Origin of the sequence: Actinacidiphila acidipaludis, assembly GCF_019890725.1 — a bacterium.
In the GTDB taxonomy this organism is placed as follows: Bacteria; Actinomycetota; Actinomycetes; order Streptomycetales; family Streptomycetaceae; genus Actinacidiphila; species Actinacidiphila acidipaludis.
On sequence record NZ_JAINZZ010000007.1, the window covers coordinates 210,314 to 225,150 of the forward strand.

A 14,837-nucleotide genomic window follows, 5' to 3' on the forward strand; every position below is an offset into this window, starting at 1 on the left:
GCGAATACGGTGGTGCGGTGGTGCTGTGTGCCGGGCGGATCGTCCGCCCTGTCTGTCGTGTGCGGGTGCCTAACGGATCTTCATGCACCGTCAGCCGTACAGCGTACGCCAGTACCGCCGTCCGGTTCCGCCGGGATCACGTGACGTACTCCACCATCACGGCGTCATCACTTGAGGAATACATTCCCACGCCGTGTAGTAGGCACTCGGCCGCGCGCCCTCCGGTCGCCCTAGAGTGACGCCGTGATCCCCGCGACCGCACCGCCCGGCCCGCCGACCGCGCCGCCACCCACCGGACCCTGGCGGATCGCGTCCTCGTCGCTGCTGCCGGTGGACCGCACCCTCGGGGTGGTCCTCGTGGTGCTGCTCGTCGCGGCCACGGGTATCGCGGCGTACGCCCGGCTCGCGGACGAGGACGAGAAGTACTCCCGCGGCATCGCGACCGCCGGGGTGCGCGCCGCCGTCCAGCTCGCCGCGGTCTCCTTCCTCATCGGCTGGGTGGTCAAGCACCAGGCGGCGCTGCTGGCGTTCGTGGCCCTGATGTACGGCGTGGCGTCCCGGACCGCGGGGCGGCGCATCACCCGGAACGCGACCTGGCGCTGGGCGGCGGTGCCGGTCGGCGCGGGCGCGCTGCCGGTGGTGGTCCTGCTGGTCCTCACCGGACTGCTGCCGCTGAACGGCATCGCGCTGATCCCGGTCGCGGGCATCCTCATCGGCGGCGGCCTGACCGCGACGGTGCTGGGCGGCCGGCGGGCGCTGGAGGAGCTGGCCGTGCGGGCCGGTGAGGTGGAGGCCGCGCTGGCCCTGGGCTTCACCGACCGGGAGGCCCGGATGGAGATCGCCCGGCCCGCGGCCTCCGGCGCCCTGGTGCCCGGTCTCGACCAGACCAGGACGGTGGGCCTGGTGACGCTGCCCGGCGCCTTCGTGGGTGTGCTGCTCGGCGGCGCGAGCCCGGTGACGGCGGGCGCGGTGCAGCTCTTCGTGCTGATCGCGCTGATGGCGGTGCAGGCCATGTCGGTCGCCGTCGTGCTGGAGCTCGTCGCCCGCGGGGTGATCACCCGCACGGTCCCGGCCGGGACCGTGTCGTAGACTGGCGGGCAGCAGAAGGGGAGTAGCTCTTCGCCGGACCGTCGACACACTGCCGGAACCGTTCGCCCAGCGGACGCGCCCGGCCGGCGCCCGGAGGCGGCACACCGCGCGTGTGCCCGCCAGCGAGACCTTCGGCCGCAGTGTTCCCGCTGCCGTGCCGAAGCGACCCCGAAATCCCCGAGGTTCTCCGGCGCGACAGCCCGACCGAACGAGGACCCGCCTCCGTGCTCAGCTTCACCGTCATCGCCGTCGTGTTCGGCGTGATCTTCCTTGCCGAACTGCCCGACAAGACAGCGCTCGCCTCGCTGATGCTGGGCACCCGCTACCGCGCGTCGTACGTCTTCGCCGGGGTCGCGGCCGCCTTCGTCGTCCACGTCGCCCTCGCCATCGCCGCGGGCAGCCTGCTCACCCTCCTCCCGCACCGCCTGGTGCAGGGCGTGGTGGGCCTGCTCTTCCTGGGCGGCGCGGCGATGCTGCTGCTCTCCAAGGGCGAGGAGGAGGAGGACGTCAAGCCGCCCGCCGACCAGAGCTTCTGGAAGGTCGCCGGGGCCGGCTTCACGCTCATCCTGGTGGCAGAGTTCGGCGATCTGACCCAGATCATGACCGCCAACCTCGCGGCCCGGTACAGCGATCCGGTGTCGGTGGCCATCGGCGCCGTGCTGGGGCTGTGGGCCGTCGCGGCGCTCGGGATCTTCGGCGGGCAGCTGCTGATGAAGCGGGTGCCGCTGCACCTCATCACCCGGGTCGCCGCGGGCGTGATGATCGTCCTCGCCGGGTTCAGCCTCTACGAGGCCATCGCCGGCTGATCCGGCGCGGCCCGGCGGACGCCGGGCCGCGACCCGCCACGCACGACGAAGACGACGAAGACGCCCGGTGCGTCCGGGCGGCTTCGTCGTCTTCGTCGTCTTCGTCCTGCGCGGGGTGGCTTCCGTGGCGGGCCCGGCTCAGTCGATGGTCACGACGAGGCCGCCGTCCGGGGCCGCCTCGACGCGGACCGCCTCCAGCGTGGCCGCGTGCGCGGTCGGGGCGTGCGCGGCGGCACGCGGGCCCACGCCCACCACGCGCATCCCGGCGGTCCTGGCGGCCGCGATGCCGACCTCGGCGTCTTCGAACACCAGGCAGTCCGCCGGGGCGAACCCCAGCTCGGCGGCGCCTTTGAGGAAGCCCTCGGGGTCGGGCTTGCTGGCGCTGACGCGCTCGGCGGTGACCATGACCGGCGGGAGCGTCAGCCCGGCCGCGCGCATGCGGGTCGTGGCCAGCTCCTCGGTCGCGGACGTCACCAGGGCGTGCGGCCGGTTCGCGAGTGCGGCGAGGAACGCGGGAGCGCCCGCGACCGGCACGACGCCGTCGGTGTCGGCGGTCTCCTCGGCGAGCATCACCGCGTTCTCGGCGTGGTTCTGGGCCATCGGCCGGTCGGGGAGCAGGGCCGCCATGGTCGCGTGCCCCTGCCGGCCGTGCACGACCTTCAGCACCGACTCGGGATCCAGGCCGTGGCGCACCGCCCACCGGCGCCAGCACCGTTCGACGACGGCGTCGCTGTTCACCAGGGTGCCGTCCATGTCGAGCAGGAGGGCGCGGGCGTGCAAGGAGGTTGCCATGGGGCTCCCTGTTTCATCTGTGTGCGGGGTACTCAGTGGCTCCGCCCGCCGGTCAGGGGGTGCGGGCGGAACCACTTTGTTCCCTCACGGTACAAAAGAATCCCGCGGTCCGCCAGTTCGCCCAGCCTGCTGCGGCGTCACGTACTGCAGGAGACCCCAGGTGAAATGCGCCGTGAACGCCTCGCCGCTCGCCGGATCGGCCAGTCCCACGCGGGCCCGCGAGGGCGCGTCCCCGACCAGCGGGACGGCCGACGGGTAGCCGCGCAGCACCTCCTCGACCGTGCAGCCCCACACGGGAAGGTCCGCCACCGCGCCGAGCCGCGGTCCCGGATCGCCCGGCGCCCGGACCAGCCACTCGTTCCACACCGCGCCGCCGGGCGCCATGAGGATCTCGAACCGCAGCGTCGGCCACAGGGGCACCGGCCACAGCAGGGCCCGGCACGCCAGGTCGCCCACCTGGCGCGCCAGCTCCGCCTCCGGGCGCCCGAGGGCCGTCAGATAGCGCCGCGCCCCGCCGGGAAAGCTGCGCGAGTGGACGCGCGCCTGCCACCGCTTGTGCGCCTCCCGAAGCTGGGTGTGCGTGGCGCCCAGCGTGCGCAGCGCGTCGTCGACCAGCTCCGGCCGGTGGTCGGCCATCCGCCGCAGCAGGACCAGCTGGAAGTCGTCGATGCCGAACCGTTCCGCGATGCTCAGATCCCCGATGTCTGCCGTTCCAGTGCGGCCCGGGTGTTCGGGCCGTAGACACCATCATGGCTGCCGTCCGGCTCGTCGCTCACCTGGTACCAGAGCTGGAAGGTGGCGACGGCCCGCCGCACCTGCTGGTCGAAGATCCCGTCGACGGGTCCGTGGTAGATCCACATCTGGGCCAGCCGGTGCTGCAGGTCCTCCACGGCGGGGCCGGAGTCGCCCATCTGCAGGACCTGCGCGGCCGGTGTGACGGCGGGGGTGCCGGGCGGCTGCGGCGAGGAGGAGACCGGCGGCGCGGACGGCGTCTGCGGGGTGCCGCTCGCGGGCGTCCCGGTGGCCGGCGTGCCCGGCGCGGTGGTGCCCGCCGACGGCGCCGGCGTCGTGGAGGCCGGGGCGGAGGGCGTGGGCCGCGTCGGGGTGCCGGCACGGCCGCTCTCCTGGGTCAGGGGCGCCGCGGCCTTGGCGGCGGCGGGCGAGGCGTCCGGCGGCAGCGTCACGTCGGGGACGGAGGAGGAGCCGAGATCGGGCAGGGCCTGACCGTTCGCTCCGTGCTCGTCACTCATGACCTGGCCGGTCACCGCCACGGCCCCGGCGGCGAGCGCGGAGGCGGCGACGGCCGCGGCCGCGACCACGAGTCTGCGTCTGCGTCTGCGATGCCGGCCGCGGCGGGCGGCGGCGTACGCCGCCGCCTCCTCGCGGCTGAGCCCGGCCCCGGCCGCGAGGCCCTCGTGGTCTGCGAGGTCTGCGGCGTCTTCGAGGTCTCCCAGGTCGTCGAGGTCGTCGGCGGGGTACTCCAGGCCGGAGTAGATCTCGCGTGACATCCCCGGCGGGCTCCCGGCGGACGCGTCGTGCGCGGTCTCGGTGAACAGCCCCAGGTCCGCGGCGTCCGGGCCCCCGGCCTCGCCCTCGGCGTGCAGCAGACGGCGGACGGTGCTCTCGCCCTGCTCGGCGCCCGGCTCCGCCACGTAGGGGCGCAGGCGCAGCGGGTGGAAGCCCTCGGTCGCGGCGACATCCGCCGCGCGTGCGGCGGAACGTTCCGTCGCGCGCTCCTCGCCGCCGTCCTGGACGGCGGTCTCCGGCTCCTGGCCGGGCGCACAGGACGGCGTGTCCGGCTCGTCCCGGTGTTGCGGTGCCACTGGGTCCCCTCCCCGCCCCCGTGCACAAGTTCGGCGGTGTTCGCCGGATCAGGGTGATTATGCCGATCCCGTTTGCCCCGCGCAGCCGCACCCCACACGTGCCGGTTCGTACCGCAGGCCATACCTGGACAAAGGGTGGGAACATGGAGAGTCGATTGTCGACAACGGACCGAGCCGGCCGTCGGGGGAAGACGGGAGGAGCCGTTCCATGGCCCAGGACACCAGCACCGCCGCCGGACCCGCGGCGGCCGCGCCGGGCGGGGGGCAGGACCGGCGATCGGTCCGCATCGCGATCGGCGCGCTGGCGCTGGGGCTGCTGCTGGCGGCCCTGGACCAGACCATCGTGTCCACCGCGCTGCCCACCATCGTCAGCGAACTCGGCGGCATCGACCACCTGTCGTGGGTCGTGACGGCCTACCTGCTGGCGTCCACCGCGGCCACACCGCTGTGGGGCAAACTCGGCGACATGTACGGCCGCAAACGGCTGTACCAGGCGGTCATCGTCCTCTTCCTGATCGGCTCGGTGCTGTGCGGGATCGCCCAGAACATGGGCGAGTTGATCGCCTTCCGGGCGCTGCAGGGCCTGGGCGGCGGCGGGTTGATCGTGCTGTCCATGGCGATCGTCGGCGACATCGTGCCGCCGCGCGAACGCGGCCGCTACCAGGGCGTGTTCGGCGCGGTGTTCGGCGCGGCGAGCGTACTCGGGCCGCTGCTGGGCGGGGTGTTCACCGAACAGCTCTCCTGGCGCTGGGTGTTCTACATCAACCTGCCGATCGGGGTGATCGCGCTCGCGGTCATCGCCGCGGTGCTGCACATCCCGGCGCGCCGCACCGAACACCGCATCGACTACGTGGGCATGGCGATCGTCGCGGCCGCCGCGACCTGCCTGGTGCTGGTCACCTCGCTCGGCGGCACGACCTGGGCGTGGAGCTCGCCCGGCATCATCGGCCTCGCGGTGGCCGGCGTGCTGCTCATCGCGCTGTTCGTCCGCATCGAGCGGCGGGCGGAGGAACCGGTGCTGCCGCCGGGGCTGTTCCGCAACCGCACCTTCGTGCTGTGCTCGGTGATCTCCTTCGTCATCGGGTTCGCGATGTTCGGCGCGATGACGTTCCTGCCGACGTTCCTGCAGGTGGTGCACGGCTACTCGCCGACGCTGTCCGGCGTGCACATGATCCCGATGGTGATCGGGATGCTGGTGTCCTCCACCGGCTCGGGCCAGATCGTCAGCCGTACCGGGCACTACCGGATCTTCCCGATCCTGGGCACCGCGGTCACCGCGGTCGGGCTGGTCCTGCTGCACCAGCTCGGGCCGTCCACCTCGACCTGGGTGATGAGCCTGTACTTCCTGATCTTCGGGCTCGGACTCGGCCTGGTCATGCAGGTGCTGGTGCTGGCCGTGCAGAACGCGGTGGACTACCGGAACCTGGGCTCCGCGACGTCCGGGGCGACCTTCTTCCGCTCGATCGGCGCGTCCTTCGGCGTGTCCGTCTTCGGCACGGTCTTCGCCAACCAGCTCCAGGGCAAGCTCAGCGCCGCCCTGCGCGGAGTGCCGCTGCCGCCCGGCTTCGCCCCCGGGCAGCTCCAGGCCGATCCCACGGCCGTCGGCCGCCTGCCGTCCGGGGTCAAGGTGCCCGTGCTGAACGCCTACTCGGACGCCATCACGACGGTGTTCCTGTGGGCGGTACCGGTGGCCGGCGCCGCCTTCGTCGTCTCCTGGTTCCTGAAGGAGCAGCCGCTGCGGGGCACGGTCACGGTGCCCGACGGCAGCGAGACCGTCGGCACCAACCCGGTCGAGCGGTCCTCGCTCGACGAGATCGCCCGCTGCCTGTCGGTGCTCGGCAGCCGCGAGGCCCGCCGCGACCTCTACACCCGGATCACCCGGATCTCCGGTGAGGACATCCATCCGGCCACGAGCTGGCTGGTGCTCAAGCTGTCCCACGAGGGGGAGGACGACCCGGTCGAGCTGGCCCGCCGCACCACCGTGCCCTCCGCGGTCATCGAGCAGGCCGCGGTGGAGGCCGAGAGCCGCGGCTACGCGGTCCGGGACGGCAACCCGCTGACCCTGACCGACTCCGGCCGGACCCTCGCGGTGCGGCTGACCCAGGCCCGGCGCACGGTCCTGTCCGACCTGCTCGGTGACTACGACCCCGCCCGGCACGCCGAACTGGCCGCGCTGGTCAACCGGCTGAGCACGGAACTGTGCGGCGGCGACCACGACCGTCCCGAGGAACGCCACCGCGGGAACGGCACCGGCTCCACCGCCCACGACCGCGCCTCGGCCTGAGGGGTGAGGGGTGAGGGGTGAGGGGCGAGGCGTGAGGCCTCGGCCCCACTCGGCCGCCCGTCAGGAGGGGCGGTCGTCCCCGGGCGGGGCGAACGCGGCCGGGGCGGCGAACGCCGCGCGGCGGGTGGCGCGGCGCAGGGCGCGGAGGATCGGCGGGCCGAGGGTGAAGGCGAGCACGGCCGTGAGCACGGCCCGCGGCAGGTCCCAGCCCATGGACGTGGTGAGGCAGTAGGCGGCGAACCGGGCCAGGTCGGTGGCGAGCGGGGCGTGCGGGTCGTAGGCGATGTCCGAGGCCAGGCCGCCGATGTAGGGCCAGCCCTGGAGGTTCATCACGGTGCCGTAGGCCACCGCCGACACGGCCCCGTACACCGCGAGCAGCGCGAGTTCGGCGCGTCCGCGCAGGGTCCGCGCGCCCGGCAGCAGGCCGGCGCCCATGGTCACCCAGCCCATCGCCAGCATCTGGAACGGCATCCACGGACCGACGCCGCCGGTGAGCAGCGCCGACGCGAACATGGTCAGCGAGCCCAGGGTGAAGCCGAAGCCGGGGCCGAGCACCCGCCCGGACAGCACCATGAGGAAGAACATCGGCTCGATGCCCGCCGTGCCCGCGCCGAGCGGGCGCAGGGCCGCCCCGGCCGCGGCCAGCATGCCGAGCATCGCGACGGCCTTGGCGTCCATGCCGGTGTCCGCGATGGTCGCGATGACGACGGCGACCAGCAGCGGCAGCAGCGCGGCGAACAGCCAGGGCGCGTCGGTGCTGTGCGCGGCCACCGACGAGCCGTGCGCCGCCAGCAGCGGCCAGCAGAAGGCGCCCACGCCGATCAGTGAGACGAGGGCCAGCGCCGCCACCGAGCGCGGCCCCAGCCGCACCGGCGCCGCGACGTCCCGCGGCCCGGCCGCTGCCGTGCCCGGGGCGGCGGCGGGCCCGCCGTCCCGGCTCATGACGCCGGCTCCAGGGCCTTCGCCACCTGGCTCACGGTCAGCCAGGGGGCCGGCGCGAGGATCTTCGCCACCTGCGGGGCGAACGCGGGGGAGGAGACCACGACTTCGGTCGCCGGGCCGTCGGCCACCACCTCGCCGTCGGCCAGGATGACGACACGGTGGGCGAGTTCGGCGGCCAGCTCGACGTCGTGCGTGGCCAGCACGATGGCGTGCCCGTCCGCGGCCAGCTCCCGCAACTGCGTCACCAGGCGGGACTTGGCCGCGTAGTCCAGACCGCGGGTGGGCTCGTCGAGGAGCAGCACGGGCGGCCGGGCGGTCAGCACGACCGCCAGGGCCAGGGCGAGCCGCTGGCCCTCGGACAGGTCGCGGGGGTGCGCGTCGTCCGGAACGCCGGGCAGCAGCCCGGCCACCAGGGCCCGGCAGGTGCCCGGCGCGGCGCCCGCGTCGCCGTCGGCGGCCGCGCACTCGGCGGTGACGGTGTCGGCGTAGAGCAGGTCCCGCGGCTCCTGCGGGACCAGGCCCACGCGGCGCACCAGTTCGGCCGGCCGGGTGCGGTGCGGGACCGCGCCGCCGGTCTCGACGGTGCCGCCCGATGGGTTATGGAGGCCCACCAGCGTCGACAGCAGTGTGGACTTGCCCGCGCCGTTGCGGCCCATCAGCGCGACGGTCTCCCCGGCACGCACCGTCAGGTCCACCCCGCGCAGCACCTCCGCGCGGCCGCGGCGCACCACCAGCCGCTGGGCGCGGACGAGGGGCTCGGGGTCGGGCGCGGCGGCGGGCGGTGGCGGCGCGCACGCCGCGAGCCGCTCGCGCAGCGCGCCCGCGCGGCGGCGGGCGTCGCGCACCGACAGCGGCAGCGGCGACCAGCCCGCGAGCCGGCCGAGGCCGACCACCGGCGGGTGGACCGGCGAGACGGCCATCATCTCCGCGGGTGTCCCGGTGACCGGGGGGACGCCGGGCGCGGCCATGAGCACGACCTGGTCGGCGTACTGCACCACCCGCTCCAGGCGGTGCTCGGCCATCAGCACGGTGGTGCCGAGGTCGTGGACGAGCCGCTGGAGGACCGCCAGCACCTCCTCGGCGGCGCCCGGGTCCAGCGCGGAGGTCGGTTCGTCCAGCACCAGCACCCGGGGGTGCACGGTCAGCACCGAGCCGATCGCGACCCGCTGCTGCTGACCGCCGGACAGCGAGGCGGTGGGTCGGTCCCGCAGCTCGGTCAGGCCCAGCAGGTCCAGGGTCTCCTCGACCCGGCGGCGCATCGTCTCCGGCGGCACCCCGAGCGACTCCATGCCGTAGGCGAGTTCGTCCTCGACGGTGTCGGTGACGAAGTGCGACAGCGGGTCCTGGCCCACCGTGCCGACCACGTCGGCGAGTTCGCGGGGCCGGTGGGTGCGGGTGTCGCGTCCGGCCACGGTGACGCGGCCGCGCAGCAGGCCGCCGGTGAAGTGCGGGACCAGGCCGCTCACCGCGCCCAGCAGCGTCGACTTGCCCACCCCGGAGGGGCCGACCACCAGGCACAACTCGCCTTCGGGGATGTCGAGTCCGACGCCCCGGACGGCGGGCTCGGCGGCGCCCTCGTAGGTCACCGACACGTCCTCGAAGCGGATCACCGCACGTCCTCCTTCGCGGGGGCCCGGCCCACCGCGGGCGCCGGGGCCACGAACGCCGGGAGCAGGCCCAGCAGCAGGCTCGCGGCCGGCCACAGCGGGAGCGTGGGCGCGGTCAGCGGGAAGGCGGGCGGGTCGAGAGCCGCCGGGTCGTACCCGGTGGCCGCGATCATCAGCGCCGCGACAGCCGCACCCGACCCGGCGACCAGCCACGCGCGGGCGCCCCAGCGGTCGGGACGGTACCGGGTGCGCACCGAACGGCGGCCGCCGAGCCGCAGCCCGGCCATCGCGGCGGCCAGCCCGATCAGCAGCACGGGCAGGCCGTAGCGGCCGCCGCTCGCCGACAGCAGCGCGTAGGTCCCGGCGCACACGCCCAGCAGGCCGCCCAGGGTGAGGGCGGCGGTGGCCCGCCGCACACCGGCCGGCACCGCCGCGGTGCGGCCGTAGCCCCGGGCGTCCATGGCGGCGGCCAGCGCCACCGACCGTTCCAGCGCGCCCTCCAGCACCGGCAGCCCGACCTGCAGCAGGGCGCGCACCCCGCGGTCCTCGCGGCCCCGCAGCCGCCGCGCGGCCCGCAACCGGGCGACGTCGGCGACGAGATGGGGCGCGAACGTCATCGCGACGACGACGGCGACCCCGGCCTCGTACAGGGCGCCGGGCAGCGACTTGAGCAGCCGCGCCGGGTTGGCGAGGGCGTTGGCCGCGCCCACGCAGACCAGCAGCGTCGCCAGTTTCATCCCGTCGCGCAGCGCGAACACCAGCCCCTCCGCGGTCACCCGGCCGCCGATCCGCACTCCCTGCGCCCAGTGCGGCAGCGGCACCTGCGGCAGCGTCACGACCACGTGCGTACCCGGGATCGGGGAGCCGAGCAGCACGGCGAACACCAGGCGGATGACGAGCACGGCCAGTCCCAGGCGCAGGAACGCTCCGTAGGAGCGGGCCCAGGGCGCGTCCGTGCGGCGCGCGGCCACCACGTAGCCGGCGACCGCCACGACGAGGGCCAGCAGCAGCATGTTCGTGGTCCGGGAGGCCGCGGTCGCCAGGCCGAGCGCCCACACCCACCACGCCCCGGCGTGCACGGCGTTGGCGCGTCCGGCTTGCGGTGCCCGCCACCAGGCGCGTGCCCGGCCGGGCGCCGCGGGAGCGCCCGCCGTACCGGGGAGGCCGGCCGCCGCGTCCGCCGTGCGGCGGGCCGCGGTCGGGTCCGCCCGGCCGGAGGTGCGGGGGGTGCGCCGGGGGAAGGGGAGGGCGGTCATGGCCGGCCGCGGCGGCGCCGGGCCTGCCAGACGGCGGCGCCCCCGAGGACGGCGACGGCGGCGATGCCCGCGTACAGGCCGGCGGACGGGCCGCCGCCGTGGTGGGCGGCGGGCCGGGGCGCCGCGCCGGACGCCACCGTCTCGCCGCACCCGGTGCTCGGATAGCCGGCGATGGCGCAGAGGATGCCGGCCGAGTCGTAGCGCAGCGGGCGGGCGACGGCGGCGACGGCGTCCGCGGAGGACGCGTCCGCGGGAATGCGGGCGCAGGCGGTGCGCTGCCGCGGCGGCGTCGCCCCGCCGGGGGCGTCGGAGGCGGTGCCCGGGTCGAGCACCAGGGCCACCCGCTTGCTGCCCTTCACCGCCGGGGTGCCCGCGCAGATGGCCGCGAATCCGGCCGCGCCGCGCGGCTGGACGGCCTTGTCCGCGGCGTCGCGGCTGACGGCGAAGCGCCAGCCCTCGACGTCGCCGTCGGCGGGTATGTGCATCGCGGGACCGGTCTGGGCGTACGTCCAACTGCCGTGCGAGCGCAGCCAGTACGACCAGTAGCGGTATCCGGTGGCCTGCGCGGGCGCGGCCGCGGCCAGCAGCACGCCGAGTGCGGCGACCGCCGCGGCGAGCGCCGGGACCGTGGTGCGCCGGCGCATCAGAGCTGCCGCCGCTTCCGGGTGCTGAGCAGGATGCCGAAGCCGACGCTGGCGACGAAGACCACGGCGACGATGATCCAGGTGGTCGCACCCGAACCGCCGCTCTTGTGGTGGTCCTTCGGGGCGGTGGAGGACGACGGCGTCGCCGGGGCCGACGCGGCGGCCGGGGCGGGGCCGAGGTTGGTGAGCTGCTGCACCAGGTCCGCGCCGCCCGCGTGCCGCGGGTCGGCGCCGGTGGCGTGGGCGGCGAGGACGAGCTGCGCGAGGGCCGCGGGGTTGCCGTGCGCCCAGGCCGCGGAGTTGGCGGCCAGCCACGTCCAGGTGGCCTTGGCGGCGGACTGCTGCCCGCCGGCCGCGAGGGCGACGACCGCGTCGGCGGTGGTGCCGTAGTCGGGGGTCGGCTTGTCCGCGCCGGGGGTGACCGCGGTGAGGTGGTGGCCGCCCGCGGTGAGCTGGGCGGTCAGCCACGCGGCACCGGCCGTGCCGGACGCTTTGGGCGTCAGCGCGGTGTACGGGTCGGCGCCCGAGCCGGAGCAGGCGGGCGCGGTGGCGGGGGCGTCGGCACCGGGGGCGGCCACCACGAAGGAGGCGCCCTGCGAGGCGCGCACGGCGTCGGCGGTGGCCTTGGCGTTGACCGCCCGCTTGCCGTTCATCGGGTAGGTGAACGCGCCGCGGTCGGCGGTCTTCGCCGAGCAGCCCGACTGGAAGCCGTGCAGGGCGTCGTAGGGGGTCTTGCCGCTCGCCGCGCGGACGGACCGCGGGTCGGTGCCCGCGGCGGCGAACGCGCCGAGCACGACGGCCGTGGAGTCCGGGTCGGAGGCGCCCTTGGGGTTGTACGACCAGCCGCCGTCGCTGTTCTGCACCTGCTTCAGCCACGCGGTGGCCTTGCCGACCACGGCGCTCTGTCCGCCGAGCGCGGTGAGCGCCTGCACGGCTATGCCGGTCGCGTTGGTGTCCTCCGTCGCGGGCGCGCAGCTCTTGGCGGTGTCGGCCCGGTAGGAGGCGAAGCCGCCGTCCGCGCACTGCTGGCCGGCCAGCCAGGTGACGGCGCTCGCGGCCGGGGTGACGCCCTCGGTGTGCAGGGCCAGCAGCGCGTAGGACTGCCGCCACACGCCGTCGTACGTCGGGTCTCCGGAGCCGTACAGCCCGGCCGGGGGCGCGGTGGCGAGCGCCGCGGGCGCCGTCAGGGCGGTGAGGGCGGTGGCGGCGGCCAGGACGGTCGCGGCGCGGCGGCGCAGGGGCATGAGGGTGCGGGCCTTTCCGGGTTGGGGGAAGGGCCTCACCTTAACGTGCGGGGCGGACCGCCCATCAGGGGCCGGGCGTGCCGGGGCCGGCCGCCCCGACCTTGATGACCTGCAGGAAGCGGGCCAGGTCCTGGCGGGTTGTCGTCAAAATCACCGTGGGGTTGTCGCTCTCCCGCATGAGGACCGCGCCCCCGTTTGCGGTCAGCTCGACGCACTCGCCCTGCTCCTGCGAGTACGTGGACTTCTGCCAAATCAGGGGCGCGGTCATGGCCAGTGCCTTTCAGAGGTCTCGGGAGATGGTGTGGATGAAGTCGCGCGACCGGGCGCGATCGAGGGCCACCGCCGCGAGGGTGTCGTACAGGATGCGGTAGTTGGCCAGGTGCGGGGCCGCGTGCAGGAAGCTGATGCCGTGGGCGGAGTCGATCTGCACCGTGTCGAGCGCCTGCACCGGGCCGCTGGCGTAGAGCATCGCGTGTCCCGACCCTATGTGGCCGTCGGCCGCGAACGGGATGACGCGGACGCTGATGTGCGGCAGGTGGCTGAGCTCCTGGATGTGCTCGAGCTGGGCGCGCGCCACCTTGCCGCCGCCGAACCGCATGCGCAGCGCGGCCTCGTGGACGAGCGCCTCGTAGGGCGGAGCGGCGTCGCGGTAGAGGACGCCGGAGCGTTCCAGGCGCTGTGCCACCCGGGCCTCCAGCTCGTTCTCCGGCAGCGGCGGGATGGCGTAGCCGAAGACCGTCCGGGTGTAGTCCTCGGTCTGGAAGACGCCCGGGATGTGGGTGATCTGGATCGTCCGCAGGTGGACGGCGTGGTGTTCCAGCTCGGCCACGTCGAGCAGGGCCGCGGGGACCACTCCCCGGTAGGCCTCCCACCAGCCTTTGCGGCCCTGCCCGTTGGCCATGGCCACGAGCGCGTCGATGAGCGCGGTGTCCCCGCATTCGTAGAACGCCGCGAGGCGCCGTAACCGCTCCTCGCTGACGCCGAGGCGGCCCGCCTCGATGTGACTCACCTTCGCGGGATCGGTGCCGAGCAGCCGCGCGGTGTCGCGGGCGGTGGTGCCGGCGGCTTCCCGCATTTTCCGCAGCTCCGCACCGAGGCGCTCCTGGCGGGCGGTTGCGGTGCTCCTGAGCGGCATGGTGTCCCTTCTTGATGCTGTTCCGAGTGTGCCGTTCCGCATCCGCGGGGTCCAGATCGTTTCTGGAAAATTCGGCGACAAGGTTGCAGAGGTGCAGTATTGCCCCATAACGGATTCCGGTCAGTGCGTTGTGGCACAGTCAACTCCCTTGCACAGTACGGGTGTTGACTGGGTCCGGGTGCCACCCGCCGCGGGCGTGTGCGATGGGGCGGGGGAGGGTCTGTGAGCGTTTGTGTGATGAATGGGGCGGCCGGAAGCGATCAGTGCCGCCCAGGAACGGTCGAGCCCGGGCGGATTCCGGTGACCCCCGGGAGCCGTTCGGGAGCCGTTCGGGAGCCGTCCGGGATCCGTCGGGGGGCGGTTCGCACCCCCTTCCGCTCAGCGGTCGAGCAGCCCGCACACCGTACGGATGTCCTCGGTGACCTGCCCGACCGTGGCGCGGCCGGACAGCCAGGTCACGAGCGCCGCGTGCCAGGTGTGTTCGATCACCCGGACGGCCGATTCCCGGTTGCCGGTCTCCGCGCCCGGGCCCATCGCGTCGACGATGATCGTCGTGGTCAGCCGGGAGACGGCGTCCACCTCGGCGCTCACCGAGCGGTCGGCGAAGATCACCGCGCGGACCATCGCGTCGGCCAGCAGCGGTTCGCGCTGCAGTGCCCGGAACGCCCGCAGCAGCGTCTCGGCGACCCGCTCCGAGGGTGCGGTGGCGGCCGGCGGGCGCTTGCGCAGCGCCTCGTGCAACTGGCCGAGCTGGTCCTGCATGGTGGCCGCCAGCAGGTGGATCTTGGAGGGGAAGTAGCGGTACAGGGTGCCCAGGGCCACGCCCGAGGACTCCGCGACCTCGCGCATCTGCACCGCGTCGAAGCCGCCGCCGCAGGCCAGCCGGGTGCTGGCGTCCAGGATCCGGCGCCGGCGCGCCTCCTGCCGCTCGGTCAGCGGAAGGGGCGACGGCTTGGGGTCCGTGCTCATGTGTCCCATCGGGTGCCGTCCGTCCGCCGTCGTTCGCCGTTCACCGGGTGTGCGGCGTGCGGCCGCCCGCCGCGCGCCCCCCGGCCCGCCCTGCGTGCATGATGGCAGGCGGGCGCCGTGGTGCGAATCACCCGGTGCGCGGCTCCGGTGCCGCGCGTGGCCGGGTAGATTCACGGCCTGTACCCTCAAGTCTGAAACTTGTTCTAGATTAGCGCGACCGGTTACGCTCCGGCTCAATCGCAGGGA

14 protein-coding genes are annotated in these 14,837 nt (G+C 74.7%); 3 read left to right on the top strand and 11 right to left on the bottom strand.

Annotation, left to right across the window (positions count from 1 at the left end):
- The first annotated feature begins 306 nt into the window (after positions 1 to 306).
- The gene (locus K7862_RS09240; RefSeq protein WP_222962003.1) at positions 307 to 1,089 is read left to right on the top strand and encodes an ABC transporter permease; all 783 of its coding nucleotides are present in this window, start codon (positions 307 to 309) and stop codon (positions 1,087 to 1,089) included.
- 224 nt (positions 1,090 to 1,313) lie between these two features.
- Positions 1,314 to 1,895, top strand: coding sequence for a TMEM165/GDT1 family protein (locus K7862_RS09245; protein ID WP_222961960.1), 582 nt, complete (start codon positions 1,314 to 1,316; stop codon positions 1,893 to 1,895).
- Positions 1,896 to 2,033: 138 nt separating this feature from the next.
- Here the strand turns inward: K7862_RS09245 and K7862_RS09250 are convergent, their stop codons facing one another.
- From K7862_RS09250 to K7862_RS38190, 3 genes are all read right to left on the bottom strand, one after another.
- Complete coding sequence (locus K7862_RS09250) at positions 2,034 to 2,687, bottom strand: HAD-IA family hydrolase (RefSeq protein WP_222961961.1); 654 nt, start codon at positions 2,685 to 2,687, stop codon at positions 2,034 to 2,036.
- An 84-nt stretch (positions 2,688 to 2,771) separates the two neighbouring features.
- Complete coding sequence (locus K7862_RS09255) at positions 2,772 to 3,323, bottom strand: hypothetical protein (protein ID WP_262412862.1); 552 nt, start codon at positions 3,321 to 3,323, stop codon at positions 2,772 to 2,774.
- Positions 3,324 to 3,376: 53 nt separating this feature from the next.
- Complete coding sequence (locus tag K7862_RS38190; RefSeq protein ID WP_222961962.1) at positions 3,377 to 4,510, bottom strand: peptidoglycan-binding domain-containing protein; 1,134 nt, start codon at positions 4,508 to 4,510, stop codon at positions 3,377 to 3,379.
- A 208-nt stretch (positions 4,511 to 4,718) separates the two neighbouring features.
- Here K7862_RS38190 and K7862_RS09265 point away from each other — a divergent pair, with 208 nt between their 5' ends.
- Positions 4,719 to 6,794: an MDR family MFS transporter gene (locus tag K7862_RS09265; RefSeq protein ID WP_222961963.1), complete on the top strand. Its 2,076-nt coding sequence runs from the start codon at positions 4,719 to 4,721 to the stop codon at positions 6,792 to 6,794.
- Between the two features lie 60 nt (positions 6,795 to 6,854).
- On the opposite strand, the gene K7862_RS09270 is transcribed toward K7862_RS09265, so the two are convergent.
- The 8 genes from K7862_RS09270 to K7862_RS09305 all read right to left on the bottom strand — a co-directional run bounded on the left by K7862_RS09270 (position 6,855) and on the right by K7862_RS09305 (position 14,591).
- Positions 6,855 to 7,736: an ECF transporter S component gene (locus K7862_RS09270; protein ID WP_222961964.1), complete on the bottom strand. Its 882-nt coding sequence runs from the start codon at positions 7,734 to 7,736 to the stop codon at positions 6,855 to 6,857.
- Positions 7,733 to 9,346, bottom strand: a complete 1,614-nt coding sequence (locus K7862_RS09275; protein WP_222961965.1) for an ABC transporter ATP-binding protein — start codon at positions 9,344 to 9,346, stop codon at positions 7,733 to 7,735. Before K7862_RS09275 ends, K7862_RS09270 begins: the two co-directional genes overlap by 4 nt.
- Positions 9,343 to 10,599 carry a CbiQ family ECF transporter T component gene (locus K7862_RS09280; RefSeq protein ID WP_222961966.1) on the bottom strand — a complete coding sequence of 419 codons (1,257 nt, stop codon included), beginning with the start codon at positions 10,597 to 10,599 and terminating at the stop codon, positions 9,343 to 9,345. Before K7862_RS09280 ends, K7862_RS09275 begins: the two co-directional genes overlap by 4 nt.
- Positions 10,596 to 11,243, bottom strand: coding sequence for an SCO2322 family protein (locus K7862_RS09285; RefSeq protein ID WP_222961967.1), 648 nt, complete (start codon positions 11,241 to 11,243; stop codon positions 10,596 to 10,598). The genes K7862_RS09280 and K7862_RS09285 overlap by 4 nt, the downstream gene beginning before the upstream one ends.
- The gene (locus tag K7862_RS09290; RefSeq protein WP_222961968.1) at positions 11,243 to 12,487 is read right to left on the bottom strand and encodes an SCO2321 family membrane protein; all 1,245 of its coding nucleotides are present in this window, start codon (positions 12,485 to 12,487) and stop codon (positions 11,243 to 11,245) included. Before K7862_RS09290 ends, K7862_RS09285 begins: the two co-directional genes overlap by 1 nt.
- Before the next feature lie 64 nt (positions 12,488 to 12,551).
- Complete coding sequence (locus K7862_RS09295; protein ID WP_222961969.1) at positions 12,552 to 12,755, bottom strand: DUF397 domain-containing protein; 204 nt, start codon at positions 12,753 to 12,755, stop codon at positions 12,552 to 12,554.
- A gap of 12 nt (positions 12,756 to 12,767) precedes the next feature.
- A complete protein-coding gene (locus tag K7862_RS09300; protein WP_222961970.1) occupies positions 12,768 to 13,622 on the bottom strand; it encodes a helix-turn-helix domain-containing protein in 855 nt (284 codons plus the stop codon).
- 378 nt (positions 13,623 to 14,000) lie between these two features.
- A complete protein-coding gene (locus K7862_RS09305) occupies positions 14,001 to 14,591 on the bottom strand; it encodes a TetR family transcriptional regulator (protein WP_222961971.1) in 591 nt (196 codons plus the stop codon).
- Between the last annotated feature and the right edge of the window lie 246 nt (positions 14,592 to 14,837).